The sequence below is a fragment of the Rhizobacter sp. P2_H3 genome (genome assembly GCF_056403355.1).
In genome coordinates this window covers 1-25,954 of sequence record NZ_JBFUFQ010000076.1, presented here as the reverse complement: position 1 = coordinate 25,954, position 25,954 = coordinate 1, and the positions used below count along the sequence as shown (strand labels likewise).

General features: G+C 70.1%; 21 protein-coding genes. 12 read left to right on the top strand and 9 right to left on the bottom strand.

Annotated elements, in window-relative coordinates:
- Positions 1-185: 185 nt before the first annotated feature.
- Entirely contained in the window at positions 186-2,285 is a 2,100-nt protein-coding gene (locus AC1D1T_RS15925) for a M3 family metallopeptidase (RefSeq protein ID WP_477992127.1), read from the bottom strand.
- A 56-nt stretch (positions 2,286-2,341) separates the two neighbouring features.
- Positions 2,342-2,836, bottom strand: coding sequence for a hypothetical protein (locus AC1D1T_RS15920; protein ID WP_477828119.1), 495 nt, complete (start codon positions 2,834-2,836; stop codon positions 2,342-2,344).
- A 107-nt stretch (positions 2,837-2,943) separates the two neighbouring features.
- Between AC1D1T_RS15920 and AC1D1T_RS15915 the strand changes: the two genes are divergently transcribed.
- Together AC1D1T_RS15915 and AC1D1T_RS15910 are read left to right on the top strand one after the other, a co-directional pair.
- Entirely contained in the window at positions 2,944-4,050 is a 1,107-nt protein-coding gene (locus AC1D1T_RS15915) for an oxidoreductase (protein WP_477828118.1), read from the top strand.
- A gap of 14 nt (positions 4,051-4,064) precedes the next feature.
- Positions 4,065-4,889: an acyl-CoA thioesterase gene (locus tag AC1D1T_RS15910; protein ID WP_477828117.1), complete on the top strand. Its 825-nt coding sequence runs from the start codon at positions 4,065-4,067 to the stop codon at positions 4,887-4,889.
- Positions 4,890-5,218: 329 nt separating this feature from the next.
- On the opposite strand, the gene AC1D1T_RS15905 is transcribed toward AC1D1T_RS15910, so the two are convergent.
- Positions 5,219-5,614: a COG4315 family predicted lipoprotein gene (locus AC1D1T_RS15905; protein WP_477992126.1), complete on the bottom strand. Its 396-nt coding sequence runs from the start codon at positions 5,612-5,614 to the stop codon at positions 5,219-5,221.
- Positions 5,615-5,697: 83 nt separating this feature from the next.
- The gene (locus AC1D1T_RS15900) at positions 5,698-5,976 is read right to left on the bottom strand and encodes a hypothetical protein (RefSeq protein ID WP_047511353.1); all 279 of its coding nucleotides are present in this window, start codon (positions 5,974-5,976) and stop codon (positions 5,698-5,700) included.
- 175 nt (positions 5,977-6,151) lie between these two features.
- Here AC1D1T_RS15900 and AC1D1T_RS15895 point away from each other — a divergent pair, with 175 nt between their 5' ends.
- From AC1D1T_RS15895 to AC1D1T_RS15875, 5 genes are all read left to right on the top strand, one after another.
- Positions 6,152-7,303, top strand: coding sequence for a branched-chain amino acid ABC transporter substrate-binding protein (locus AC1D1T_RS15895; protein ID WP_477992125.1), 1,152 nt, complete (start codon positions 6,152-6,154; stop codon positions 7,301-7,303).
- 91 nt (positions 7,304-7,394) lie between these two features.
- Entirely contained in the window at positions 7,395-7,952 is a 558-nt protein-coding gene (locus tag AC1D1T_RS15890) for a YaeQ family protein (RefSeq protein ID WP_047511349.1), read from the top strand.
- 92 nt (positions 7,953-8,044) lie between these two features.
- A complete protein-coding gene (locus AC1D1T_RS15885) occupies positions 8,045-8,326 on the top strand; it encodes a GNAT family N-acetyltransferase (RefSeq protein WP_465113160.1) in 282 nt (93 codons plus the stop codon).
- Positions 8,327-8,436: 110 nt separating this feature from the next.
- A complete protein-coding gene (locus AC1D1T_RS15880; protein ID WP_477992128.1) occupies positions 8,437-10,530 on the top strand; it encodes a prolyl oligopeptidase family serine peptidase in 2,094 nt (697 codons plus the stop codon).
- A gap of 22 nt (positions 10,531-10,552) precedes the next feature.
- The gene (locus AC1D1T_RS15875; protein ID WP_465113159.1) at positions 10,553-11,122 is read left to right on the top strand and encodes a DUF924 family protein; all 570 of its coding nucleotides are present in this window, start codon (positions 10,553-10,555) and stop codon (positions 11,120-11,122) included.
- Positions 11,123-11,130: 8 nt separating this feature from the next.
- Here AC1D1T_RS15875 and AC1D1T_RS15870 read toward each other — a convergent pair whose 3' ends face one another.
- Positions 11,131-11,289 carry a DUF3309 family protein gene (locus tag AC1D1T_RS15870; protein ID WP_047587341.1) on the bottom strand — a complete coding sequence of 53 codons (159 nt, stop codon included), beginning with the start codon at positions 11,287-11,289 and terminating at the stop codon, positions 11,131-11,133.
- A 259-nt stretch (positions 11,290-11,548) separates the two neighbouring features.
- Here AC1D1T_RS15870 and AC1D1T_RS15865 point away from each other — a divergent pair, with 259 nt between their 5' ends.
- The gene (locus AC1D1T_RS15865) at positions 11,549-13,090 is read left to right on the top strand and encodes a methyl-accepting chemotaxis protein (RefSeq protein ID WP_477827253.1); all 1,542 of its coding nucleotides are present in this window, start codon (positions 11,549-11,551) and stop codon (positions 13,088-13,090) included.
- Here AC1D1T_RS15865 and AC1D1T_RS15860 read toward each other — a convergent pair.
- Positions 13,074-14,129 carry a TraB/GumN family protein gene (locus AC1D1T_RS15860; protein WP_465113157.1) on the bottom strand — a complete coding sequence of 352 codons (1,056 nt, stop codon included), beginning with the start codon at positions 14,127-14,129 and terminating at the stop codon, positions 13,074-13,076. The genes AC1D1T_RS15865 and AC1D1T_RS15860 overlap by 17 nt on opposite strands.
- A gap of 356 nt (positions 14,130-14,485) precedes the next feature.
- Between AC1D1T_RS15860 and AC1D1T_RS15855 the strand changes: the two genes are divergently transcribed.
- From AC1D1T_RS15855 to AC1D1T_RS15840, 4 genes are all read left to right on the top strand, one after another.
- The gene (locus tag AC1D1T_RS15855) at positions 14,486-15,133 is read left to right on the top strand and encodes an ECF-type sigma factor (protein ID WP_465113156.1); all 648 of its coding nucleotides are present in this window, start codon (positions 14,486-14,488) and stop codon (positions 15,131-15,133) included.
- Positions 15,130-17,667 carry a serine/threonine-protein kinase gene (locus AC1D1T_RS15850; protein ID WP_477992124.1) on the top strand — a complete coding sequence of 846 codons (2,538 nt, stop codon included), beginning with the start codon at positions 15,130-15,132 and terminating at the stop codon, positions 17,665-17,667. Before AC1D1T_RS15855 ends, AC1D1T_RS15850 begins: the two co-directional genes overlap by 4 nt.
- Positions 17,668-17,737: 70 nt before the next feature.
- Entirely contained in the window at positions 17,738-18,655 is a 918-nt protein-coding gene (locus AC1D1T_RS15845) for a helix-turn-helix transcriptional regulator (protein WP_477827922.1), read from the top strand.
- 55 nt (positions 18,656-18,710) lie between these two features.
- Positions 18,711-20,102: a hypothetical protein gene (locus AC1D1T_RS15840; protein ID WP_477992123.1), complete on the top strand. Its 1,392-nt coding sequence runs from the start codon at positions 18,711-18,713 to the stop codon at positions 20,100-20,102.
- Between the two features lies 1 nt (position 20,103).
- Here the strand turns inward: AC1D1T_RS15840 and AC1D1T_RS15835 are convergent, their stop codons facing one another.
- From AC1D1T_RS15835 to AC1D1T_RS15825, 3 genes are all read right to left on the bottom strand, one after another.
- A complete protein-coding gene (locus AC1D1T_RS15835) occupies positions 20,104-20,955 on the bottom strand; it encodes a helix-turn-helix transcriptional regulator (RefSeq protein ID WP_477828413.1) in 852 nt (283 codons plus the stop codon).
- A gap of 122 nt (positions 20,956-21,077) precedes the next feature.
- Positions 21,078-22,151: a LysR family transcriptional regulator gene (locus AC1D1T_RS15830; protein WP_465113151.1), complete on the bottom strand. Its 1,074-nt coding sequence runs from the start codon at positions 22,149-22,151 to the stop codon at positions 21,078-21,080.
- Positions 22,152-22,272: 121 nt separating this feature from the next.
- On the bottom strand, positions 22,273-25,954 hold a 3,682-nt coding region (locus AC1D1T_RS15825; RefSeq protein ID WP_477992122.1), incomplete at its 5' end, for an amidohydrolase family protein.

The following is a 25,954-nucleotide window of genomic DNA, read 5'->3' as shown; positions in this document are numbered from 1 at the left end:
GCGTGCGCCAGCACGCTTCGTGAACTGACTGTCGCACACTGTTTGACCACAGTGAGCGAAGCGAACGGAGGGAGTTTGGGCGACGGGCCATGAAACCAGTCAGCGGAGGGAAGTCATCGCCCCGCCAGGGGCGATGACCGCGGAGGACGGCGCGCCATGGCCTCCCCCACGCGCCTTTCCGGCACTCAGGACGAAGTCAACAGACCACGATCCCGCAGCATCGGTTCGACGGACGCATCCCGACCACGGAAGGCCCGGTAGGTCTCCCCCGGCTCACGGCTGTTCCCGACCGAATACACGTGCTCGCGCAGCCGCTTCGCAACAGACGGATCGAACGGGCTGCCCGCCTCGGTGAAGGCGTCGTAGCCGTCCGCATCGAGCACCTCGGCCCACAGGTACACGTAGTAGCCGGCGGCATAGCTGGCACTCGAGAACAGGTGCTGGAAGTGCGGCAGCCGGTGGTTCAGCCCGACGCCGTGCGGCAGGCCGATGCGATCGAGCTCGGCCGCCTCGAAGGCGACGATGTCGATGCCCTCCGGGTTGCCCACCGCATGCACCGCCATGTCGACCAGCGCCGACGCGGTGTAGCGCACCGTCTCGTAACCCTGGTTGAACTTGCGCGCCGCCTGCAGCCGCTCGACCAGCGCATCGGGGATCGGCTCGCCCGTCTCGACGTGGCGGGCGTGGCGCTTCAGCACCTCCGGCTCGGCCAGCCAGTGCTCGAAGATCTGCGACGGCAGTTCGACGAAATCGCGCAGCACATTGGTGCCCGACAGGCGCTCGTAGGTCACGCTCGACAGCAGCCCGTGCAGGCCATGGCCGAACTCGTGGAACAGCGTGGCCGCATCGTCGAAGCTCAGCAGCGTCGGCGCACCGGGCGAGCCCTTCGCGAAGTTGTTGTTGTTGACGACGATCGGCAGGACATCGCTTCCGCCGGTGACGTTGCGCGTCTGCTGCCGGTATGAACCCATCCACGCGCCGCTGCGCTTGCTCGGCCGCGCGAAGTTGTCGTGCAGGAAGATGCCGACCAGCGCACCGTCACTGCCGCTGACCTCGTAGACCTTCACATCGGGGTGGTAGGCGCGGATGTCGCCGCGCACCGTGAAGCGCAGCCCGAACAGGCGCTGCGCACAGTCGAACGCCGCCTCGACCATGCGCTCGAGCGGGAAGTACGGCTTGACCGCGGCTTCATCCAGGTCGTAGCGCGCCTGGCGCACCTTCTCGGCGTAGTAGCGCCAGTCCCAGGCCTCGATCTCCTGTGATTCATCGGCGGCCGGCCGCTGCGACTGCGGCAGCGTCAGCAACAACGCCTTCAGCGCCTCGCGCTCCTCGGCCACGCGCGCCTTCGCCGGCACCCACACCTGCTGCAGCAGCCGGTTCACCGCGGCCTGCGAGCCGGCCATCGTGTCGCCCAACGCGTAATCGGCATAGCTCGCATGGCCGTGCAGCCGGGCCTGCTCGGCCCGCAGCTGCAGGATCTCGCGCGCCACCGGCCGGTTGTCGTGCGCGCCATCGTGCTCGCCGCGCGAGACCCAGGCGCGCCACGCCTGCTCACGCAGGTCGCGGCGCTCGGAGAAGGTCAGGAACGGCACGATGTGCGAGCGCGACAGCGTGATCACCGCCGCATCGATGCCGCGGTCCGCCCCGGCCTGGCGCGCCGCGGCACGCACGAATTCCGGCAGCCCGGCGAGGTCGCGCTCGGCACGCAGCTCGAGGCGGAAGGCCGATTCATCGGCCAGCACGTTCTGGCCGAACTGCGTCATCAGCTCGGCCAGCCGCTCCATCACCTGGCCATAGCGGTGGCGCGCCGCGCCCTGCAGCTTGGCGCCGGCCCGCACGAACTCGAGGTGCACCCGCTCCAGCAGGCGGCGCTGCTCGGCCGTCAGGCCCAGCGAATCACGCTGCGCATGCAGCGTGTCGATGCGCTGGAACAGCGGCGCATGCATGTAGATCGCGTTGCCGTGCGCAGCCATGCGCGGTGCGAGCTGCCGCTCCACCGCCTGCAGCGCCGGCGAGGTCTCGCTCGACGTGAGGTTGTGGAACATGCCCTCCAGCCGCGCCAGCAGCCGGCCGCTGCGGTCGAAGGCCGCCAGCGTGTTGTCGAAGCCCGGGGCCGCGGCCTGCGCGCCGATCGCATCGATCTCGGCACGCTGCTCGGCCAGCGCCACCTCGAAGGCTTCGGCGAAGTGTTCAGGGCGGGCCCTGTCGAACGGCGGCAGCCCGTGCGGGGTGTCCCACGGCTGCAGCAGCGGGTTGCTGGAGTGACTGCTTGTGGCAAGGGTCATGACGGCTTCTCTCGGTCAGGGAAGAAGCCGTCGATTCTAGGGAGGCCGACCCCCGTTTACTTGCCGCCCTTGATTTGCAATTCCTCATCTTCGAAATAGCGCCGGCCATCGCAGTTGGCGATGTACGAGGCCTTGTCCGCCTGCAGCGCCTCGACCTTCGCGTTGTAGGCCTCGCTGTTGGCCTTGTAGGCCTCCACCGCCTTGTCGCGGGCGGCCAGGCGCTCGTTGAAGGTCTTGACGGCCTCGTCATTGGTCGTGTCGATCTTCTCGCGATCGGCCTTCAGCGCGTCGCCGGCAGCAGCCAGGTCGTCGCCTTCCTTCTTCAGCGCGGTCTGCAGCGGCAGCGTCTCGGCGAGCTGCGCCTTCACGCGGTCGTTCTGGGCCAGGCAGGCGCGCAGCTGTTCCTTGGTCAGGAAGGCCGCGCCGGGCTTGGCCTTGCCGAGGGTCGACTCCTTCTTCGGCTTGTCGGCGGCATGGGCCGGCAGGGCCAGCACGACAGCGATGCAGGCGGCGGACAGCCACGGGGCTGCGAGGCGGGGAGCGAAACTCATGTCCAGGGGATCCTTCAGGAAGTGCGGCGCGCATCATGCCATTGCCGCGCAGCCGGCTCCGTTACAGTGCCCCGCTCCGCCCCTCGGACATTCGCTCGAAGATCGCCATGCCCCACACCGCTTCCCCCGCCCTGCGCGTCGGCCTGATCGGCTACGGCTTCGCCGGCCAGGTCTTCCATGCACCGCTGATCGCCAGCGTCCCCGGGCTGCGCCTCGCGGCCTTCGCGAGCAGCGATGCGGCCAAGGTCGCACGCGACTGGCCGGGCCTGCCGGTCGAGGCCGATCCGCTGCGGCTGTGCGCACGCGACGACGTCGACCTGGTCGTCATCGCGAGCCCCAACGACAGCCACCACCCGTTGGCGCTCGCGGCATTGCGGGCCGGCAAGCACGTGGTGGTCGACAAGCCGTTCACCGTGACGCTCGCACAGGCGCAGGAGCTGGATGCCGTGGCGCGCGAGCAGCAGCGCGTGCTGTCGGTGTTCCACAACCGCCGCTGGGACGGCGATTTCCTGACGCTGCGCGCGCTGCTGTCGCGCGGCGAGCTGGGGCGCATCGTCGAGCTGGAGTCACGGTTCGACCGCTTCCGCCCGGTGGTGCGGCAGCGCTGGCGCGAGCAGTCGCCGGTCGGCGGCGGCCTGTGGTTCGACCTCGGGCCGCACCTGCTCGACCAGGCGCTGCAGCTGTTCGGCTGGCCGCAGTCGCTGCGGCTCGATCTCGCCCGGCAGCGCGACGGCGCCGTCAACGACGACGGCTTCGACGCCCGCCTGGCCTATGCCGGCGGCTTGCGCGTGACGCTGCGCGCCAGCGCGCTGACCGCCCTGCCCGGCCCGCGCTTCGCGGCGCACGGCACGCGCGGCAGCTTCGTCAAATGGGGGCTGGATGCGCAGGAGGATGCATTGAAGGCCGGCCAGCGGCCGCTGCCGGGCGCCGACTGGGGCGTCGACACACAGGCGGCGACGCTGAGCACCGCCGGGCCGGACGGCGAGACGCTGCAGTCCGCGCCGCTGCCCGTGCTGCACGGCGACTACCCGGCGTACTACGCCGGCGTGCGAGATGCGATCGTTGCCGGCGCACCGAACCCGGTGCCGGCTGCGCAGGCGATCGACGTGATGGCGCTGATCGAGTTGGGGTTCCGCAGCGATGCCGAGCGGCGCGAGCTGCCTGCTGTCGCCTGCGCGGCAGGCAGCGCCGCGGCCGGCACCCACAATTCCTGAACCGAAGGAACACCATGGCCGAGTTCATCCCCCTTTCCCAGCTGCTGGCGGCGCGCACGCGCGACGGCGACGCGGTGCATTTCGAGGTCAGCGACGACTGGCTGCAGGGCCGCACCTCGTTCGGCGGCCTGATCTCGACGCTGGCCGTGCAGGCGATGCGCGACGTGGCCGGCGCGGGCTGGCCGGCCGGCGTGCAGCTGCGCGCGCTGCAGACGAGTTTCATCGGCCCTGTCGCCCGGGGCCCGGTGCAGGTGGCCGTGCGGGTGCTGCGCGAAGGCAGGAACGTGCGCCAGCTGCAGGCGCAGGTGCAGCAAGGCGGCGAGACCGCGGCGCTGCTGCTGGGCGTGTTCGGCAGCGAGCGCGAGACGCTGCTGCCGGGCCTCGCGCCGGCGATGCCGTCCATCGAACGCGGGCCGGACGAGACGCCCGCGCTGCCGTTCATTCCCGGCGTGGCGCCGAACTTCATGCAGCACCTGGACATGCGCTGGGCCGAAGGCGGGCTGCCGTTCACCGGCACCGACAGCTGGCACAGCCGCATCCACCTGCGCCCGAAGGGCGAGCCGCAGCCGTTGCCGCTGGAGCTGCTGACCGTGCTGCTGGCCGACGCCCCGCCGACACCGGCGCTCAGCCGCTTCAAGCGGCCGACGCCCGCCAGTTCGGTGTCGTGGGAGCTGGAACTGCGCCCGGTCGCCCACGAATTGCCGGCCGACGGCTGGTGGCGCATCGACACCGAGGCACTCGCGGCCGCCGGCGGCTACGTGAACCAAGTCTCGAAGCTGTGGTCGCCAGGCGGTGACTTGGCAGCCCTCGGCTACCAGGTCGTGACGGTCTACGCATAACAAGGCATCAACCCCCACTTGTTCGCTTGTCATCTCAACAAGGCAGAGTGGTGGCACGAGGCGCGTGCGGGGAGTCTGTGGAGCGCCAATAAAGGCGGGTCGCCGGAGCTGGCTGGTTTCATGGCCCGCGTGCGCAGCACGCTTCGTGAACTGACTGTCGCCCACTGTTTGACCACAACGAACGAAGTGAGTGGAGGGAGTTTGGGCGACGGGCCATGAAACCAGTCAGCGCAGGGCAGTCATCGCCCCCAGGGGCGATGACCGACCCGTCCGGCGAGCCACAGACTCCCCGCACGCGCCTCTCGCGCCAAAGCGCGAAACCAAGGGACTCAGGGCGTCGCCGTATGCCACACCCCGTTGAACCCGTCCCCGGTCTTCTCGCCCGGCTTCATGTCCTTGGCCCAGAAGTACAGCGGCTTGCCCTTGAAGGCCCACTGCTTCTTGCCGTCGTCGCGGGTCACGACGCTCCAGTCGCCGCTCGCCTTCGCGGCATCGTCGGCCATCAGCGGCGGCCAGTTGGTCGCACACGGGCCGTTGCAGACGCTCTTGCCGGCACCGGCCGTGTCGCGGTCGAAGGTGTAGAGCGTCATGCCGTTGGCAGCACCCACCAGCGCGCCATCGGCGGTCTTCGCTGGCGCCGGAGCGCCCATCATCGACGACATCGTCGAACAGGCGGCCAGCAGCAGCGCGCCAAGCAACGGAACGAGGGTCTTGGTCTTCATCATCAGGGTCTCCATGGGTGTGAGGATCCCCTGTTTACGCCAGGAAGGGCGTCCCTATTCCTGTCGTGGCCGGCAAACCGGGCGATCTATTTCTTCTTCAGCGCCTTGCCCAGCACCTCGACCAGCAGCCCGGTCATGCCGCCTTCATGCAGGGCCGCCCGCTCGGCGAGCTGCTGCGCCAGCTCCGACGGCAGCTTGCAGGCGAACGGCACCAGCCCGGCGGCGGCATCGCGGCGGCGCTGCTCGCGCTTGTCGACGGGCGCCGTCGCCTCCTGGCCGAAGCGTCCCGGCACCCCGCCCGCCTTCAGCTGGTTGTTGATCTTCAGGGCCAGGTTCTTGGCCAGGTCGAACTTCTTCTGTGTCATTTCGGGAATTTGAATGGGCGGCGATGTGCGAATTGTCACCCCTGCGGCGTTTGGCAGTGAGTGCCTGCCTTGCGTTGGGCATTGATGCAGATACATTTCTTATCGAATCATCACCGCTTCGTTCACGTCATCGCACCGTTCGATGACGTTCGATTACATCTCTGGAGAACCCCGCATGCGCATTTTCCGTCCCGCCCGGCTGTCATCGGTCGTGGCTGCAGCCTCCCTCGTCCTGCTGGCGGCCTGCGGACCGAGCGTCCCGTCCAGCATCAAGATCGGCGTGGCGCAACCGCTGTCCGGCCCGTCGGCCGCGCGGGGCCAGGACCTGCTGAACGGCGTCAAGATGGCTGCCGACGAGCTGAATGCCTCGGGCTTCAAGGTGGCCGGCAAGGTCGTGAAGATCGAGGTTGTCGCCGTCGACGACAAGGCCGACAAGGAAACCGCCAAGAAGGTCGCGCAGGAACTGGTCGACCAGAAGGTCACCGCGGTGATCGGGCACCTGAGCTCGGACATCTCCGAGGTCACGATCCCGATCTACAAGGCCGCCAACATCCCGCAGCTGTACACCTCGTCGGCGGTCGACCTGGCCAAGCAGGGCGACGGCAACACCTTCCGGCTGGTCGCCAATGACGGCCTGCAGGCCAAGGCGATCGGCGGCTACATCGCCGAAAGCCTGAACGCGACCAACGTCGCGATCATCTTCGAGGACACCGCCTTCGGCCGTCCGATGAGCAAGGACGTGAGCGAGGCGCTCGGCAAGCTCAAGAAGAAGGTCACGATGAACGAGTCGGTCAGCAACAAGACCACCGACTTCGCCGCCTTCGTCGCCAAGGTCAAGGCCACGCCGCCCGACGTGCTGGTGGCCGTGCTGCGCGACAACCAGCTGCTGCCGCTGTTCGAGCAGATGAAGGCCGCCGGCCTGTCGGGCGTGCCGGTGCTGTCGACCAACTCGTCGAAGACCGAGAAGCTCGCCAAGGCGCCGAACGACGTGACCACGCTGTACGTCACCTCCAGCGCACTGGAGCCGCGCGAGTTCGCGGCCGGCACGGCCTTCCTGAAGAAGTTCCAGACCGTCTTCAAGTCCGATCCGGTGTGGGGCGCCCACTACGCCTATGACGCGATGTACGTGATCGCCGATGCGATGCGCCGCGCGGACAGCGTCGACTCGGTCAAGCTGCGCGAGAAGCTGCACACCATCGACCCGGTGTCGCCGGTGACCAGCTCGATGCGCTTCACCGCCGACGGCGAACAGGCCTACGGCGCGATCACGGTGTACCGCCGCCGCGACGGCCAGTGGGAACCGCTGATGCGCTCCGACCGCTGGTAAGCCGTTCGGCACTTCCTCCTGAAAGGGGTCTGGTCTAATCCAGGCCCCTTTTGCTTTTCCGGCCGTCTTCTCTTTCCGGACACTTACCGCCATGGCATTGAAAGCCACCATCTACAAGGCCACGATCCAGCTGGCCGACATGGACCGCAATGTCTATGGCGATCACGGCGTGACGATCGCCCGCCACCCGTCGGAGACCGACGAGCGGATGATGATGCGGCTGCTCGCGTTCGCCTTGAACGTGCCGGCCGACAACGACAACGGCGCGCTCGAGTTCGCGAAAAGCCTGTGGGACACCGACGAGCCCGACCTCTGGCAGAAGGACCTGACCGGCCAGATCGTGCAGTGGCTCGAGGTCGGCCAGCCCGACGACAAGCGCCTGATGAAGGCGAGCCCGCGCGCCGAGCGCGTCACGGTGTACAGCTTCAGCCACAGCACGCCGATCTGGTGGGCCGGCATCGCGACCAAGGTCACCCGGGCGCGCAACCTCGCCGTCTGGCAGGTGCCGGCCGAGCAGAGCCAGGCGCTGGCCGCGCTCGCGCAGCGCACGATGCAGCTGCAGGTGACGGTGCAGGACGGCACCGTCTGGGTCGGCGACGGCACGCGCAGCATCGAGGTCGCGCCGCAGCGGCTGACGCCCGAAGCCTGAGCTCCTGCAGCCGCGAAATCCGTTGAAAAAAACCGTTCGGGTGCTGGCAGACTCCGGCTGATCATCAGTCCGCCGTTGGAGGAGACCCGACCATGAGCCAACCCGTGCTCGTCACCCACAACCCGGCGCAGCAGCGCTTCGAAGCCACCGTCGATGGCCAGCTCTGCGTGGCCGACTACCGGCTCGCCGGCGACGTCATGCAGATGACGCACACCGAGGTGCCGCCGGCACTGCAAGGCCGCGGCATCGCCGGCGAGCTGGTCGAGGCCGCCTTCGACCACGCGATGACCGAGAACCTGAAGATCGATCCGCAGTGTTCGTACGTGCGCGCCTACATGGAGCGCCATCCGGAAACCTCGTTCCTGAGGGCATGACCTTGACGTTTCCCACTTCGTCCCGCATCTCCGCCACTCGCCGCCGCCTGCTCGCAGGCACCGTCGGCGCCGTCGCCACTCCCCTGCTGGGCCTGACCGCCACGCCTGCCATGTCGCAAACCCCTGCTTCCTCCGCTGCATCTGCGGCCACCAGCGCCGCCACCGGCGCCGGTGCCGATCCGTTCGCCTGGCTCGAAGAGGTGCAGGGCGAACGCGCCCTCGCCTGGGTGCGCGAGCGCAACGCCGCATCGCAGAAGGAGCTGACCGCGCGCCCCGAGTTCGCGCCCACCCGCAGCCAGCTGCTCGAGGTGCTGAACGCGAAGGACCGCATCCCGGCCGTCTCGCGCCGCGGCGACTGGCTCTACAACCTGTGGCAGGACGAGAACCACAAGCGCGGCCTGTGGCGGCGCACCACGCTGGCCGAGTACCGCAAGGCCGAACCGGCCTGGGAAACGGTGATCGACCTCGACGCGCTCGGTGCCGCCGAGAAGGAGAACTGGGTCTGGGGCGGCGCCGCCGTGCTCGGCCCGGACTACCGGCGCTGCCTGGTCTCGCTGTCGCGCGGCGGAGCCGATGCGAAGGTGGTGCGCGAGTTCGACGCCGTCACGAAGCAGTTCGTCAAGGACGGCTTCACGCTGCCCGAGGCCAAATCCGAAGTCGACTGGCTGGACGAGAACACGATCTACGTCGGCACCGATTTCGGCCCCGGCTCCCTCACCGATTCGGGCTACCCGCGCATCGTCAAGCGCTGGAAGCGCGGCACGCCGCTGGCCGAGGCGGTCACGGTGTTCGAGGGCGAGGCCAAGGACGTGGCGGTGAGCGTCAGCGTCGACCGCACACCGGGCTTCGAGCGCATCGTCTTCAGCCGCGCGCTCGACTTCTACAACAGCCACCAGTTCCTGCTGAGCGGCGACAAGCTCGTCAAGCTCGATGTGCCGGACGACGCGTCGGTGGGCTTCCTGCGCGACACCCTGCTGCTGCACCTGCGCAGCGATTTCCAGGCCGGTGCCGACAAGTTCGCGAGCGGCTCGCTGCTCTACGGCGACGCGGCCGCCTGGCTGCGCGGCGAGCGCAAGCTGCGCACGCTGTTCACGCCGACACCGACACGCTCGCTGTCGGGCTACACCACCACGCGCGACCACGTGCTGCTGAACGTGCTCGACAACGTGGCGGGCAAGTTGGAGCAGTGGCACAAGGATCCCAAGGGCTTCACGCGGCGCGAGATCGCGGCGCCCTTCCCCGGCGCTTTGGGCATCAGCAGCCTGCACGACCCGCTGATCAAGAACGACCCGCTGGCCGAGCGCTACCTGCTGACGTACACCGATTTCCTGACGCCCGATTCGCTGTACCTCGCGGGCACCGCGAACGACGATCGCGAGCTGCTGAAGTCGCGCAAGGGCCTGTTCGATTCGAAGGGCATGCGCGCCGAGCAGCGCTTCGCGACCTCGAAGGACGGCACGCGCGTGCCCTACTTCGTGGTCTGGCCGCAGGGCGCGAAGGCCGACGGCGGCAACCCGACGCTGCTGTACGGCTATGGCGGCTTCGAGATCTCGCTGAAGCCCTGGTATTCGGGCAGCTTCGGCCGCGCCTGGTACCAGCGCGGCGGCGTGCTGGTGGTGGCCAACATCCGCGGCGGCGGCGAGTTCGGGCCGGCCTGGCACCAGAGCGCGGTGAAGGCGAACAAGCAGCACAGCTACGACGACTTCATCGCGGTCGCCGAAGACCTGGTCGCGCAGAAGATCACCGCGCCGCGCCACCTCGGCATCATGGGCGGCAGCAACGGCGGGCTGCTGGTGGGCGCCACGTTCACGCAGCGCCCCGACCTCTTCAACGCGGTGGTCTGCCAGGTGCCGCTGCTCGACATGCGGCGCTTCCACACGCTGCTGGCGGGCGCCTCGTGGATGGCCGAGTACGGCAACCCGGACGATGCGGCCGAGTGGGCCTTCATCTCGAAGTACAGCCCGTACCAGAACGTGCGCAAGGGCGTGAAGTACCCGAAGGTGCTGTTCACCACGTCGACGCGCGACGACCGGGTGCACCCGGCCCATGCCCGCAAGATGGCGGCGCTGATGCTGTCGCAGGGGCACGAGCTGCTGTACTACGAGAACATCGAGGGCGGCCACGGCGGCGCGGCCGACAACGAGCAGCGCGCGCACCTGCAGGCGCTGGAGTACAGCTACCTGTGGCAGCAATTGGGTCGTTAGGACTCGGACGCTGAAAGAAGCGATGGACCCGCGCGCGGCCGAGCTGCTGGACTGGTGGTTCGGTCCCGAGCCGGGCGAGATGCGCGCGCTGTGGTTCACGAAGAGCGCGCAGACCGACCTCGAGATCGCCGAGCGCTTCGGGCTCTTGATCGACGAGGCGCTCGCCGGCGGCTTGCTCGACTGGCAGGCGCCGGCCGATGCGGCACTGGCGCGCATCCTGTTGCTCGACCAGTTCACGCGCAACGTGTTCCGCGACCGCGAGCGTTCGTTTGCCGGCGATGCACTGGCGCTGGCCGCCGCCCGGGCGCTGTGCGACAACGGGCTCGACCTGGGCCTGCCGCCGCTGCGGCGTGCCTTCGCCTACATGCCGTTCGAGCATGCCGAAGACCTGGCCTGCCAGGACGAGGCGGTGGCGCGCTTCACCCGCCTCGCACACGAGGCGCCGGTGCTGCAGGGCATGCTGGATTACGCGCACAAGCACCGCGAGGTCATCGCGCGCTTCGGGCGCTTTCCGCACCGCAACGCGATCCTCGGGCGGGCGTCGTCACCCGAGGAGGCGCTGTTCCTGCAGCAACCGGGGTCGCGTTTCTAGTCGCCGTTCTAGATCCTGCCCATCAGGAGCAGCACGATCAGGATGATCACGACCAGCCCGAGCCCACCGCTCGGGCCATAGCCCCAGCTGCGGCTGTGCGGCCAGGTCGGCAGCGCGCCGACCAGGATCAGGATCAGGACGATCAACAGGATGGTTCCGAGCGTCATGTGGTGCCCCTTGTTCTGGTGAGTGGTTCGAGGCCTCCACGGTAAGGACCCCGCCCGGTTTTCCAAGCGGGCAGGAAACGCGTCCCGCTGTAGTCGGGCAGCGCCACCGTTTGTCGCCGCTGTCCTACACGCAGGCCCCAGCGTGGTGCGAACTGATGGCAGAAAACGCGCCTATTCGCCGCATTGGTACATCCGTCATCTTTTTACGATCGACCTGGGGCTCCAAGCCTTGTTGTTCAACTGACGGAAAGCCGCTTCGATGAAGCTCAATCACCTCAAACTCGGCCAGCGGCTGGGCATGGCCTTCGGGCTGATCCTCGCGATCACCGCACTCGTGTCGACGATCGGCGTGTGGCGCCTGGAGACGCTGAAGACGGCCAGCCAGGCGCTGGCGACCACCGAGATGCAACGCCAGTCGCTGGCGGCGCGCTGGGCCGCCAACATCAACCTGAACTGGGTGCGCACCGCCGCCTCGCTGAAGGCGAGCGATGCCACCTACATCGAGACGCTGAAGCGCGACATGGACGCGACCTCCGCCTCGATCAGCGAGATGCAGAAGAAGCTCGACGAGCTGGTGGTGGACGGTACCGGCAAGCAATTGATGGCCGACGTGGCGACGCGCCGCGAGGCCTACCGCGTCTCGCGCACCGCACTGTTCAAGCGCAAGCAGGCGGGCGACGACGTGGCCGCGCAGGTCGACAAGGAGTTGCAGCCGCTCGCGCAGGAGTACCTGAAGGGCCTGGCCGCGATCGACACCTACATGGACGAGCGGCTCGACGCGAGCCAGGCGCAGACGATGGCGGTGGCCGTGAGCGGCCAGCGCATCCTCGCCGGCGGCGCGATCTTCGCGGTGCTGGCCGGCCTGCTGCTGGCGGTGCTCGCGACACGCTCGATGACGATCCCGCTGCACCAGGCGGTCGATTCGGCACAGGCGATCGCCGGCGGCGACCTGTCGAAGCCCATCCATGCCGAGGGGCGCGACGAATGCGCACAGCTGCTGGGCGCACTCGGCGGCATGCGCAACCGGTTGTCGGAACTGGTGAGCGACGTGCGGCGCAATGCCGAAGGCGTGGCCACCGCGTCGGCCGAGATCTCGCATGCCAACAACGACCTGAGCGGCCGCACCGAGGAGCAGGCGAGCGCGTTGCAGCAGACCGCCGCCGCGATGGACGAGCTGTCGAGCACGGTGCGCATGAATGCCGACAACGCCCGCCAGGCCAACGCGCTGGCGCAGAGTGCCTGCGAGGTCGCGGTGCAGGGCGGCGACGTGGTCGGCCAGGTGGTCGACACGATGAAGGGCATCAACGACAGCTCGAAGAAGATCGTCGACATCATCGGCGTGATCGACGGCATCGCGTTCCAGACCAACATCCTGGCGCTGAACGCCGCGGTGGAAGCGGCGCGCGCCGGCGAACAGGGCCGCGGCTTCGCGGTGGTGGCCGGCGAGGTGCGCACGCTGGCCCAGCGCAGCGCCGAGGCGGCCAAGGAGATCAAGGCGCTGATCTCGACCAGCGTCGAGCGCGTCGAGCAGGGCACGGTGCTGGTGGACCGCGCCGGCACGACCATGCAGGACGTGGTGAACTCGATCCGCCGCGTCACCGACATCGTCGGCGAGATCAGCACCGCGAGCAGCGAGCAGAGCACCGGCGTCTCGCAGATCGGCGAGGCCGTGACGCAGATGGACACGACGACGCAGCAGAACGCCGCGATGGTGGAAGAAGGCGCGGCCGCGGCCGAGAGCCTGAAGGCCCAGGCGCAGGACCTGGTCAACACGGTGGCGGTGTTCAAGCTGGCGGCTTGAACGCCTCGTCGCAGACCTTGGCGTGGCCGTGACCGCGGCTGCGTGCATGGCACAGCACGAGGAAGTCGGTGATGCCCTGCTTCAGCAGTTCGGCGAGCATCACGTCGAGGTGGCCGGCGCCCACCGTCGCGATGGCGCTGAAGCTTGAAGCAGTCCGCGGATCCGCCTGCAGGCGTGAGGCGATCGTGTGCGCCATCTTGACGGAGCGACGGTCGGCGTATTGACGCACTGATTCCTGATAGGCCCACCCCGCGCGGATCCAGTCGTCGACGAGCTTCGCATAGTCGCCGTCGCGGGCGAGCTTCATCAGGAGCCCGCGTTCCTCGACCTCGTCGTCCAGCGCTGCGCTCAAGGCCTCCAGCTCGCGGTGGCTCATCGCCGACAGCGGACGCCCGTCCGGCGTTTCGTCGTGACCAAGAAATTCAAGCTGGCAGCGCAGCAGCTCACGCGACGCCTCGGTGAATGCCTTCGAGGAACCCTCGGATTTCGCAGACAAGCCGGCGTCGTCCATGCCGATCGTTCCGCCAGGGCGACCCTTCCCCGGCGGCTGGATGCCGCGCCACATCGACCGCTTCTTCGGCACCCGCTCGGGCGGGCACTCGACGAAATGAAAGTCGCCGTCTCGATACAGGAAGCGGACCAGGTCGCCGATCTGCTTCTGGACGTCGGCGTCGTCGTGGTCGGGATCGCCGACCAGGATCAGCACGCCATCGAGGGATCGATCGGACCGCCGCTCCAGTGCAGGGCTTTGCCGAAGTGCGAACGCCTGGCCGACGAAGCCTGTCAACTCATCGATGCCTGCGTGCCCAGGCAGCCGGTCTGCGCAACCGCCGTTTGTGGCGCACACCTCGTCGTGGGGGCGAGCCTGCGCGACAGGCAGCAGGTTCCAGGAGGGATGCAGCGCATCGTTCCAGGCATCGAGGGTGGCGAGCAACTGCCGCCATCCGTTCGAGAGCCGCGGCACCAGACCCGTGTCAGCCTCCACCTCGGCGACACGCACACCGGCGGCGGCCTGCTGCCGCTTGATGCGTTCGACCATGCGCCTGTGGCGGGTGGCCTTGTCGACGAAGGGCCTGCGGGGCCCCGAGGAAGCCCTGGAACGCCCGGAACCTGCCGGCGGTGCCGTCCACGGTGTTCCTCGGCATGGGGCATCCGCGCCGGGGAATCCGGGCGACTGGCGCCCATTCGTCGCTGTCGAATTGAAGGGTGAAGGCTGCATGACGCGGTGAGTCGCAGTGCAACGCCGCGGGTTCCATCAGCCCAGGGGCCTGAGCCCCGGGAAACAAATGCGCCCCACCGAGACGCGCGCCGCCCGTAACAAAGACATGACAGTTTCCGGCGCGACACGGACGTAAGCTCCGGCCTCAGGCCCTCGGGGGCGGCAGGGGGGCTTCGATGAACAGATCTGCGCCCGGCGACCGTGCTCGCCCGGCTCCCGGTGCGCCCCTCGGTGCGGTGACGCAACTGCTGCGGCGCTGGTCCGGCGGCGATGCGTCGGCGCTCGAAGCGCTGGTGCCGCTGATCTACGACGAGCTGCGGCGCCTCGCCGCGCGGCACCTGCGGCATGAGCGTGAGGGCCACACGCTCGCGCCGGCCGGCCTGGTGCACGAGGCCTTCCTGCGGCTGTCGAGCCGGCCCGGCCTGCAGCTCGAGTCGCGCGCGCAATTCTTCGGCCTGGCCTCGCGCCTGATGCGCCACGTGCTGATCGACCATGCCCGCGCCCGCGCGGCCGACAAGCGCGGCGACGGCGTCGCGCTCAGCCTGGACGAGCTGGGCGACAGCGCGTTCTCGACACCGGACCAAGCCGCCCACCTGCCGCTGGACCTGCTGTCGCTGGACCAGGCGCTGCACCGCCTGGAGCGGCTGGACCGCCAGCAGTGCGAGGTCGTCGAGCTGCGCTTCTTCGGCGGCCTGAGCGTCGACGAGACGGCGCAGGCGCTGGCGATCTCACCGGCCAGCGTCAAGCGCGACTGGGTCAGCGCGCGGGCCTGGCTGATGCGCGAACTGCAGCCCCGCCCGGGGCAAGCGAAGGCCGTTCAATGACCGACACCGTCGAGCGCGCACGCTGGCAGCACCTGAAAGGCCTGGTGGCCGACACGCTGGCATTGCCGGCGCCGCAACGCCGCGCCCACATCGACGCCGCCTGTGGTGACGACCCGGCGCTGAAGGCCGAACTCGAAGCGCTGGTCGCCGCGGCGGCCGGCGCCGGTGCACTCGACCACCCGCCCGCGTCCACCCTGCTCGCGGCGCTGTCGACCGAGGCCGCTGACACCACCGAGGCGCCGCCCGACGCCAGCGGCCGGCGCCTGGGCGACTACCGGCTGCTCGCCCTGATTGCCCGCGGCGGAATGGGCGAGGTCTACCGGGCCGAGCGCGCCGACGGCCAGTACGAGCAGCAGGTCGCGGTGAAGGTGGTGCGCGAAGGGGCCGACACCGCCTTCCTGCTCGACCGCTTCCATGCCGAGCGGCGCATCCTGGCCGCGCTGGACCACCCCAACCTCGCGAAGTTGCTGGACGCCGGCGTGTCGGCCGACGGGGTGCACTACGTCGTGATGGACCTGGTCGACGGCGGCCTGCCGATCGACCGCTACTGCGAGGCCCACGCGCTGCCGCTGGACGCCCGGCTGCGCCTGTTCCGCAGCGTCTGCCTGGTGGTGGACCATGCGCATCGCCAGGGTGTGGTGCACCGCGACCTGAAGCCCGGCAACATCCTGGTGTCGCGCGACGGCGTCGTGAAGCTGGTCGACTTCGGCATCGCCAAGCGCCTGGACGCGGGCAGCGCCGAGCGCACCGCCACCGCGATGCGCGTGCTGACGCCGGAATACGCGAGCCCGGAGCAGGTGCGCGGCGGGCCGGTCGGCGCGGCGAGCGACATCTACTCGCTGGGCGTGGTGCTGTACCGCCTGCTGACCCAGGCGAGCCCGTACGGCCGCGCGACCGAGGACAACTACGCGCTGACGCGCGCCATCTGCGACACCGAACCGGTGCGCCCGAGCCGGGCGCTGGCCCGCGCGCAGCGGCGCCAGCTCGAAGGCGACCTCGACGCGGTGGTGCTGATGGCGCTGCGCAAGGATCCACTGCACCGCTATGCCTCGGCCGAGGCCGTGGCCGACGACCTGTTCCGCCACCTCGAAGGGCTGCCGGTGCAGGCGCGCCGCGGCGCCTGGAGCTACCGTGCCGGGCGCTTCGTGCTGCGCCACCGCGCGGCGGTCGGCGCGGTGATGCTGGCCAACCTGGCGCTGCTCGCCGGCATGGCATTCGCCGGCTACCAGGCCTATGAAGCGCACCGGCAGCGCGAGCGCGCCGAGCGGCACTTCGCGAGCGTGCGCAAGCTGGCCAACACGATGATGGTGCCGATGCACGATGCGATCCGCACACTGCCCGGCTCGACGCCGGCACGCAAGCTGCTGGTCGAGAACGGGCTCGCCTACCTCGAAGGCCTGGCCGTCGAAGCCCGCAACGAACCGGCATTGCAGGTCGAGCTGGCGACCGGCTATCGCAACATCGGCGACATCCAGGGCCGCCCGGGGCTCGCCAGCCTCGGCGATCCGCAGGGTGCGATGAAGAGCTACGGCCGCGCCATCGAGCTGTTGTCGCCGGTGCTCGCCGAGCGGCAGCCGCACGCTGCGGTGTACCGCGACGCCCAGCAGGAAGCGGCCATCGTCCGGCAGCGCGAAGGCGCGGTGCTCGGCTTCACCGGCAAGTTCAAGGAGGCCGACAGCGCGTTGCGCGCCGGCGTCGCGCTGGTCGACGACCTGGCCGCCGCCGACCGCTCCAACCGCGTGCGCCAGCTGCTGCGCGCCACGATGTACGGGCAGCTGAGCCAGGTGCAGATGTTCTCGGGCGACATCGACACCTTCCTGAAGACCTCGGCCGATGCCGCCGCGCAGCTGGAGGCACTGGTCGCGCAGGACCCCGGCGACAGCGATGCCGGCCTGAACCTCGCGTCCAACTACTCGACGCGCGGCGAGCAGCTGATACAGCGCGACGCCACGCCCGAGAGCGCGCAGCTGGCGCTCGACGCTTTCCGCAAGAGCCTGGCCGTGCTGGAGAAGCTGGCTGCGAAGAACCCGCAGAACACCTCGATCGCACGCCACATCGCGACCGGCCTGGAAAACACCGCGTGGTGCCTGCGCCGCATCGGGCAGCCGCGCGAGGCGGTGGCGCAGGCACGGCGCGCCGTCGACATGATGCGCACGATGAGCGCGCGGGATCCGGACAACACGCAGTTCCACGCCGACCTGGCCAGCATGCAGACCACGCTCGGCGAAGCCCTGCTGGCCGACCACGATGCGCGTGCCGGCGTCGAGGTGCTCAACGCCGCGGTGGCCTCGTTCGCGGCCTTGCCGGACGGCATGCGCGAGGACAACTACGTGCACCACCACCAGGGGCTTGCGCACCACGTGCTGGGCCTCGCATTGCAGGCGCGGCACCGGGCCGGCGATGCCCGGGCCGYCTGCGACCAGCAGCGGCGCGCGCTGCCGATCCTGGAGGAGATGGACAAGCAGGGCATCCCGCCGGGCACCACCGGGCCTGCCGCGGTGCGCGAGGCCTTGAAGGACTGCGGGCAGTCGTAAGTCTTTGCAACACCTGAGCCGCAGTGCGCGGCGAATCCGCTCTGGCAGCACCTGATGACCCGGAGCTGCGATGAACAGGATTCTTGCGTTGGCGGTGCCCGTCCAGCGGACACCGTCGCCCGACCCACGGCTCAGCCCACTCGACCCCTGTCTCGACCCGCTGCCGTTGCTGCACGAGGAGCCGGACGTAGCCGCCGAAGCCGAGGAGGCGCCCGACGGCGCCTGGCGCCCCGCGCTGCTCACGCAGTGGCTCGCGGCCGAGGGCGCGGCGCCGCGCCAGCACAGCGTGCGCGCGCTGCTGCAGGCGCTCGGTTTCGATGCGCTGGTGTACGGCCGCTTCGTGCGCGCCGGCGAGCGCTGGCTGCCGCAGGCGTTCTGCACCACCTATGCCGACCGGCCCTGGCTGCAGCGCTACGTCTGCGCCAGCTACCACCGCGTCGACCCGCGGCTCGCGGCGGCACTGCCGTCGAGCCTGCCCTGCCTCTGGTCCGTCGAGGCGCTGCGGCGCGCGGCCGACGACGCGGCCGAACCGGCGCTCGCGCACATCTTCGTCGACGACCTCGCGGCCAGCGGCGCGCGCAGCGGCGCGATGTTCGGGCTGCCCGGCCCGAGCGGCAGCCCGGGCGAGCGCCACCTCGTCAGCCTGAGCTCGGCGCGCGAGGGCATCGACTGGCTCGACGATGCACGGCTCGGCCAGATGCTGACGCTCGGCTTCTGCCTGCACGCGCTGTACACGCGCCACCTGCCGGCGCCCGGCGACGCTGCCGTCGAGGATGCCCTGCCGGCCGGCCTGTCTGCGCTGCAACGCGAGATCCTCGACTGCGTCGCCCGCGGCCTCGGCGACAAGCAGATCGCCGCGCGGCTGAGCCTGTCGGCGCACAACGTCGACTACCACCTGCGCCAGCTGCGCCGGCGCTTCGGCGCGCGCAACCGCGTGCAGCTGACGCAGGCCGCCTTGCGCGCCGGGCTGCGCTACGAGGCTTCGTAGTTGTGGGCTGCCGATGCGCCACCTATTCTGCTGGCACCCCTCCGAAGGAGCGCCGATGTCGACCCTTTCGCCCGTGCAGCAGAGCGATCCCCGTGCGAACGAACTCGCGCGCCAGGTCGTCGACACCTACAACCAGCAGGGCGGTGCCGCCGCCGCGCGCAAGCTGCGCGAGGTCACCAACGACCCGCAGCTCAGCGCCGCGCAGAAGAAGGAGGTGTACCAGGGCGCCGAGCCGGTCGTCGACGACATCGCGAACGACCTCGGCAGGAACGCGCACACCGATTTCAGCAAGGCGCAGGGCACGGCCGGCAGCGGCGCGATCGACAGCCAGCCCGAGTACGACCAGACGATGGAGGACATGGGCGCGGTGTTCGAGCTGAACGGCGACAGCGGCGCGGCCCGCGCCTTCGGCCAGGACGTGCTCGACGGCCTCGCGGCCCCCGCCGTCGACAAGCAGGACCCGCTGGCAGCGCTCGGCCATTTCGGCGACGGGCTCGAGCTCGGGCTCAAGAAGAACAACACGCAGGTGCTGGCCGATGCGGTCGCGTTCAGCCTGCACAACGCGGGCGACAGCAAGACCGGCGTCTATGCGCTCGACGCCGGCACCCGGCAGACCCTGGTCACCGACCTGTTGAAGCAGGTCGACGAGACGAAGGTCAACGATGCCACCTACGTCGTCGATCCGGGCGACACGATGTGGGATGTCGCGGCGCGCGGCGACGTGCAGGCCACCGTGCTGACACCGGCCGAGCTCGACCGGGCCAAGACCGAACACTGGGGCAGCAACCAGCTGACCCGCACCACGCTGGACCGCATCGAGGCCGACAACGGCTACAGCCGCCGGCTCGACGACGGCCACGTCACGAGCCAGAAGGGTGACCCCGACCTGGTGAACGTCGGCGATCGCCTGACGCTGGTGAACCGCAGCGGCCGCACGCTGTCGCCCGAGCTCGACGGCACCGGCGCCGACCCGGCCGCGTTCGGCGATGCCGCCACGCCGGCGGCCCAGGCGAAGACACTCGCCGCGGCCAACGCCCGCAACCCGTTCGAAGCGCTGGCGCAGTTCCAGAAGCTCAGCGCGACGATGACGCCGGAACAGAAGAGCGCGCTGGTGACCGAGATGCTGAAGCAGCCCGATGCGCGCTGGAACAGCCCACTGCTCGGCGCGATGGGCTTCAGCAACGGCACGACGGTGACGCACAGCGACTTCACGACCAACTTCGCGCCGCCGGGCACGCCGATCGCGCCGCCGCTGCTGGCCGAGACCGGTGTCGACGCCGCCGGCAAGTCCACGGGCCGCACCAACCTGCAGGCGCTGTACCAGGCCTGGACCGAGGGCGGCGGCGACCCGGCGAAGTTCGTCGACCATGTGAACGACGCGGCCCGCGCCGGCGGCGACCGGCTGAAGGCGTTGTGCCAGGACGCCCAGAAGAAAGCCACCGGCTGAGCTAGCGCGCCGCGTTGACCAGCTGCACACGGTTGCGCACCGCGAAGCGCCGCCGCAGCTGCCGCATGTGGTAGTCCACCGCATGCGACGACAGCTGCAGCCCGTAGGCGATCTGCTTGTCGCTCTGCCCATGGCGCAGGCACTGCAGGATGCGCTGCTGCAGCGCCGACAGCGCGCCCGCCGGCGTGTCGTCGTCGTCGCACGGCGGCAGCCGCAGGTGGCGCCGCTGGAACTCGTGCAGGCACAGCATGAAGTTCAGCGCCAGCCCGAGCCGCGCGTCGTCGATCCAGCCGCGGTCGGGCCGCGACGACATCAGGCTGATCAGCGCGAACGCCTCGGCCGCATGGGCGCCGTCGATCGACAGCCGCAGGCACACGCCGCTGCGCACCCGGCTGTCGCCCATCGCCTGCACGAAGCGCGGCGGGCCGGCCTCGGCCAGGTCGTGCTCGTCCCACACCAGCGGCAGGCAGGAGCGCAGCAGCTGCTGCAGGCGTGGGTCGATCTCGTGGTGGCGCTCGCCGTAGTAGCGCCGCGTCCAGGCCGGYGGCGCATAGGTCGTCAGCACCGTGTGCGGCTGCCATTCGCCGCGCTGGCGGCGCAGCGTGGCGCAGCTCATCCACTCGAAGCCCAGTTCAGCGAGCGCGATCCGCACGATCCGCTCGCGCTCGCCGGCCGTGACGGACTGGCACAGCGCGCGCAGCAGCGCCGGCGCGCCCGCCGGCAGTGCCTCGGCCGGGCAGCGCTCGAGCTCTTCCTCGCCATGGAACTGCACGTCGCGCGTCAGCGCGCGGCGCTCGCCGAGATCCTCTGAACCTGGCGGCGCAAGGCGCGTGGCATCGAAGGCAATCGTCATGGGCGTCGTCCTTTCGGCAGATGACGACGAGCGTGCGTGAAGCACGTCACGCTCACAAGCGACCATTCGGCAAGCCAGCGTTGACCCTGCGCGAAGGATGCCGCCCTCCCACACCAGGTTCATCAGGCCGGAGCGACGCTCTCCAGCGCGGCCGACAGGCACTCGGCCAGCGTGTCGCGTGCACGCAGCTGCGGGCCGTGCACCGTCGGGGTGCTCACCGGTCGCGGTCCGGGCGCCGCTGCCGGCCGCAGCTGGTCGAGCAGCCGCTGCACGTTCTCCGGCGGCTGCGGGTGCTGGCGCCAGCACACATCGAGCGGGATCTCGGCCCACGGCTCGCTCAGCGCCAGCAGCGTCAGCCCGCAGGCCGCGGCATGCGCCTGCGCCGTCGGCAGCGGCACGATGGCCACGCCCAGGCCGGCGCCCGCCATGCGGCACATCGAGTCGAAGCTGCCGACGCGGGCGCGCACGCTGAGCGTCAGGCCGCGCTCCTGCGCCACCTGCTGCAGCAGCCGGTCCCAGCCGCCGTCGCGTTCGAGGCCGACGAAGTCGCAGCCGATCGCATCGTCCAGCCGCACCGAGCCGCGCGCGGCCAGTGCATGGCCGTGCGGCACCGCGAGCACGTGTCGGATGACGCCGTAGCGAAACGCCATCAGCGGCTCGGGGTAGACGTGGATCGGCGTCACGATGCCGACGTCGGCCTCGCCGCGCACCAGCGCCGCGAGCGTCGCATCGGTGGCCTGCTCGGACAGGCTCAGCGCCACCTCGGGATGCGCCTCGGCGAAGCGCTTCAGCGCCGCCGGCAGGTCGTGCGACAGCGACACCAGGTTCGAGAACACCCGCACCGGCCGCGACGCGCCGCCGCCCTGCTGCTTCACCGCCACCGCCAGCTGCTGCAGCCGCGCCAGCGTGTCGGCCGCACCCTTGTACAAGGTGCGGCCGGCCGGCGTCGTGCTGACGCCGCGCGCACCGCGCTGGAGCAGTTGCACGCCGACGGTGCGCTCCAGGTCGGCGATGCGCTTGCTGGCCGCCGACACCGTGATGTGGTTGAGCCCCGCGCCCTTGCCGATGCTGCGGCTGTCGACGACGTCGACGAACAGCCGCAGCGAGAACAGGTCGAAGCGCGTCGGTGCCGGCCCGGTCGGGTCGCCGGCTGCCGCGCCCGGGTTGAACGAAGACCTGCCACTGCCTGCCGTCATGTCGACCTCCCTCTGGCCACGCCGAGTCGGCGCAAGCACGGGAGTTTCCGCAGCCGGCAGGCCAGCGGCAAACAGAAAGTTTTCGACTCAGTTCATCGATTTTTTCGATGGACCTCCGGGTTCACGTCACGGTCCGCAGCGCGCGCCGCGCGTCGAGTTGAACGAACTGCTGCAGCGCCGGCGGGATGTCGGGCAGCACGTCCGGCACCACGGGATTCCAGTCCGGCAGCGGGCCGGCGGCCGGCGGCGGGGTCCAGTCCTGCCGCCGCGCCTCGCTGTCGTTCGACGGCAGGTCGAAGTAGTTCAGCGCGACGCGCGCCGCCGTCGCCGCGGCCAGCCAGTAGACGGTGTTCGCCTGGTGCGCCGGCTCGGTGTTCGGCAGGCCCAGCCCCTTGCGCCATTCGCCGACGGCGCCCCGCCCCGCGGCGTAGGTGAAGAAGGCGCCGAGCGCCATCTCGGCGCCGGCCTGCGGCCGCAGCCCCTGGCCGAAGAATTCCATGCCGTCCTTCAGCGTCCACAGCGCGCCGCTCGCGCCGAGCCCRCTCATGCCCAGCGTCTGCGACCAGCGGAACGGCGTGCGCGCCTCCCAGTTGCCCTTCACGAAGCCGCTGCCCAGGCCGGCGAAGGTGTTGAGCATCAGCAGCGAATTGCCGGCCGCGAAACCGCCGGTCACCACGTCCTGCAGGAAGCTCGAATCGCCGTGCCGCAGCATGCTCGCCGCGTAGGCCACGTTGATGCCGTAGGTGACGCCGGTGCCGAGCCGGAACCATTTGCCGGCCGTGACCCGCGGGTCGAGCGCGTTGATCGACGCGGCCTGCATGCCGAGCGCCCGGTCGACGCCGATCTGGTACTGCCCGACAGTCGCCATGATGCTGTTGAAGCGCTGCTCTTTGTTCCAGTGTTTGGTCACCGGCTTGTTGGCCAGGTACGCATAGTCGACACGGAACTGCTCGGTCAGGCGGGCCGCGGTGATCAGCTTGTCCTTCGACAGCCCGAGCGCCTGGCCGTTCTTCTCGATGCGGTTCATGAAGCGGTCGAGCTCCTTGTGGCTCACGACGCCGTCCTCGAAGATGCGCTCCCAGCCCAGGCGCACCGCGTCGGTGTAGGCGCCGCGCACCAGCGACAACCCGGCGCGCGCCTCGAAGCCGGTCGCATGCGCGATGCCGTCGGCGGCCGGATCGCCGGCCAGCCCGAGGTGGCCGAGCCAGGCCGCACCCGACACGCCGGCCAGCCCGATGCTGCCGCCCACGATGCGCCGTGACGTGCTGTCGACATCGGGGCGCGGCGTGCCGGCACCATGTGCGCCGCTGTCGATCCAGGTCTGCTGGACGGCGTCCGGCAGGTCGTGCTGCAGCTGCGACGACACCGAGCGTTCGGCGACCGGGATCGTCGTGCGCGTCTCCGGCTGCACGCCGTAGGACTGCGCATGCTCGTCGTAGCCGGCCTCGAACAGATCCTTGAGCCAGACGTTGAAGTTCTCGCGCGCGGTCCGGCTCATCGCGTCGCGCTCGGTCTTCAGCAGCGCGCTGCGCTCGTCCATCACCTTCACCGCCTCGACATCGCCGCGGCCGTGCGGATCGAGTTGCCGGCGCGTCCAGTCGTTCACCGACGCCTCGGTCTTCGCCATCAGCGCGTCGTAGTTGCCGCGCAGCACCTTGAACAGCGCGTCGGGGCTGCGCAGCGCGATGTCGCGGAACAGCGGCAGGTAGGTCGTCAGCGCCTGGTGGTACTGGCCGGCGTTGACCGGCTTCACCGTGTCGCTGCCGAACAGGATGTGCTTGTCGTGCTCGATGATGAAGTCCACCAGCCCCCGGCGCATGCCGGGGTCGCTGAGGTAGGCCTCGGCGACGTCGTTCCACGAGATGTCGAAGCGCACGTTGGGGGCGCGTTGCAATGCCTCCGCCACCTTGCGCAGGTGCACCGGCACCGCGCCGTCGCGACTCGTGTCGGGCCGCACCAGCCGGCCCAGGCCGGTGTGGGCCAGCACGATGTTGGCCTCGGGGAACTGCTCGACCAGGCCCATCAGGTCGTCGAAGTGCTCGTAGGCGGTGCGCGTCGCGGCCGGCCGGTGGTCGTGCGGGTCGAGTGCATGGCGGCCCCAGTCGCAGTGGATCAGCACGCCCAGGCCGGTGTCACTGGCGAACCGCAGGAAGTGCGCCAGCTCCGACGTCTTGATCGAGAACGACTCTTCGCCGAGCAGCACGTCGACCATCTCCTTCTTGATCGTGAGCTCGCCGGCGAACTTGAACACGCCCGGGTGCTGCAGCAGCATCTGCTGCGCATGGTCGGTCGCGTTCGTCTTCGACGGGTCGACGCCGGTCATCGACATGTCGGCCCGTGCGGCGATCGACAGCGCCGCCTGCGCCTTCTCAGCCGCCTTGTCAGCGGCCTTCGGATCGACCAGGCGCAGCTCGGCCTCCCGCTGCTTCATCGCCTGGTACTGCCGCCAGTTCGCGGCGTACTCCTTCGCCACCTCCGCATCCATGCGCCGGCCGGCCCGCATGTTCAACCCGCCGGCGTCGATGCCGGAGTAGTGGCCGGCCCCGCAGTCGCTCATCTGCGGAATCGAGCCGTGCAGGATGCGCGAGGTGCTGGAGGCATGGACCTGCAGCTGGGTCAGCGGGCGCACCGCATGGAAGTAGCGCTCGACCGGGCGCCATTGGCCGTCGATGTCATCCAGCCGGGCACGCGCGGCGCCGCGGTCGCGCCGGTTGGCGGCCCGGTGGTCGTAGCCGCGGTCATGCGCATGCACGTCGGCGATCACGTTCTCCAGCCCGCCCGGCACCTTGCTGCGTTCGACCACGGTGCGGTCGACGGTGAATTCGCCGCGCCGCAGCGGCCGGCCCATCAGCCGCTCGTAGGCGTTGCCGTTCACCGGGAAGCTGTCGTGCACGGCCCGCAGCGTCTTGTCGACCATGCCGCGCACCCGGCGTCCGCGGTTGTCGGACGGGGCCTTCAGCTGCAGACTGGCCGGCAGGTCCGGATAGGCCGGGTGGGCCGCGTCGCTGTACGTCAGCTCGCCGTACACCCGGGCCTCGGCCGGCGTCAGCGCGGCGGGCCCGTCGTCGAGCACGCGGGTGACGCGCTCGCTCGCCTGGTCGAACTTCAGCAGCTCGCCGGCCGCGTGGCGGGTGCTGGCTGGCACGTCGGCCTGCGCCGCCCGCACTGCGGCAGCCGCCCGGTCGGCCCACTTGCCCAGTTTCTTCAGCGCGGCCACCAGCTCGGTCGCCTGCTGCAGGTCGGTGCGCGCCAGCGCGTGGGCCTGCGCCGCATCAAGCGCCTCTTGCGCCACGCGCGTCAACTCGGCTTTCTTCTGCGGCGTGACCTCGGCCGTCGGATCGGCCGCCAGCGTGTCGCGATGCTGCTGCCACGCCCGATCGGCGGCGCGCGCGGTGCGCTGGCGCAGCGTGTCGGTCGTTCGCACCTCGTCGCGCGCCGCGACCAGCGCGGCCCGCGCCGCCTTCAACTGCCCTTTCGTCTCGTCGACGGCGCGGCCGGCCGCGCCGGTGTCCAGCACGCGGCGCACCGCTGGGTCGGCCTCGGGCGCCGCGCCGGCCAGCGCATTGAACTCCTGCAACGCCGCCGAGCCCTCGTCGCGCATCGTCTGCAGCGTCTGCTTCGCGACGGTGACGGCAGCGACCGCCATCAGGTGCCCGTGCCGCATCGCCTCGTTGCGCAGGCCGATCTGCCGCGCCATGCGCTCGACCGACGCGGCATGCCGTTCGGCCGCCGCCGCGCGCGTGCGCAGCGCGAAGGCGCTGCGCCCCGATGCGTCGTCGGCGGCGCTGCGCGCCGTCTTCGCC

Bases quoted from the DNA above. Each gene is read 5' to 3' on its own strand.
- AC1D1T_RS15925 (WP_477992127.1), bottom strand. From the start codon at position 2,285: ATGACCCTTGCCACAAGCAGTCACTCCAGCAACCCGCTGCTGCAGCCG.
- AC1D1T_RS15920 (WP_477828119.1), bottom strand. From the start codon at position 2,836: ATGAGTTTCGCTCCCCGCCTCGCAGCCCCGTGGCTGTCCGCCGCCTGC.
- AC1D1T_RS15915 (WP_477828118.1), top strand. From the start codon at position 2,944: ATGCCCCACACCGCTTCCCCCGCCCTGCGCGTCGGCCTGATCGGCTAC.
- AC1D1T_RS15910 (WP_477828117.1), top strand. From the start codon at position 4,065: ATGGCCGAGTTCATCCCCCTTTCCCAGCTGCTGGCGGCGCGCACGCGC.
- AC1D1T_RS15905 (WP_477992126.1), bottom strand. From the start codon at position 5,614: ATGATGAAGACCAAGACCCTCGTTCCGTTGCTTGGCGCGCTGCTGCTG.
- AC1D1T_RS15900 (WP_047511353.1), bottom strand. From the start codon at position 5,976: ATGACACAGAAGAAGTTCGACCTGGCCAAGAACCTGGCCCTGAAGATC.
- AC1D1T_RS15895 (WP_477992125.1), top strand. From the start codon at position 6,152: ATGCGCATTTTCCGTCCCGCCCGGCTGTCATCGGTCGTGGCTGCAGCC.
- AC1D1T_RS15890 (WP_047511349.1), top strand. From the start codon at position 7,395: ATGGCATTGAAAGCCACCATCTACAAGGCCACGATCCAGCTGGCCGAC.
- AC1D1T_RS15885 (WP_465113160.1), top strand. From the start codon at position 8,045: ATGAGCCAACCCGTGCTCGTCACCCACAACCCGGCGCAGCAGCGCTTC.
- AC1D1T_RS15880 (WP_477992128.1), top strand. From the start codon at position 8,437: ATGTCGCAAACCCCTGCTTCCTCCGCTGCATCTGCGGCCACCAGCGCC.
- AC1D1T_RS15875 (WP_465113159.1), top strand. From the start codon at position 10,553: ATGGACCCGCGCGCGGCCGAGCTGCTGGACTGGTGGTTCGGTCCCGAG.
- AC1D1T_RS15870 (WP_047587341.1), bottom strand. From the start codon at position 11,289: ATGACGCTCGGAACCATCCTGTTGATCGTCCTGATCCTGATCCTGGTC.
- AC1D1T_RS15865 (WP_477827253.1), top strand. From the start codon at position 11,549: ATGAAGCTCAATCACCTCAAACTCGGCCAGCGGCTGGGCATGGCCTTC.
- AC1D1T_RS15860 (WP_465113157.1), bottom strand. From the start codon at position 14,129: ATGGTCGAACGCATCAAGCGGCAGCAGGCCGCCGCCGGTGTGCGTGTC.
- AC1D1T_RS15855 (WP_465113156.1), top strand. From the start codon at position 14,486: ATGAACAGATCTGCGCCCGGCGACCGTGCTCGCCCGGCTCCCGGTGCG.
- AC1D1T_RS15845 (WP_477827922.1), top strand. From the start codon at position 17,738: ATGAACAGGATTCTTGCGTTGGCGGTGCCCGTCCAGCGGACACCGTCG.
- AC1D1T_RS15840 (WP_477992123.1), top strand. From the start codon at position 18,711: ATGTCGACCCTTTCGCCCGTGCAGCAGAGCGATCCCCGTGCGAACGAA.
- AC1D1T_RS15830 (WP_465113151.1), bottom strand. From the start codon at position 22,151: ATGACGGCAGGCAGTGGCAGGTCTTCGTTCAACCCGGGCGCGGCAGCC.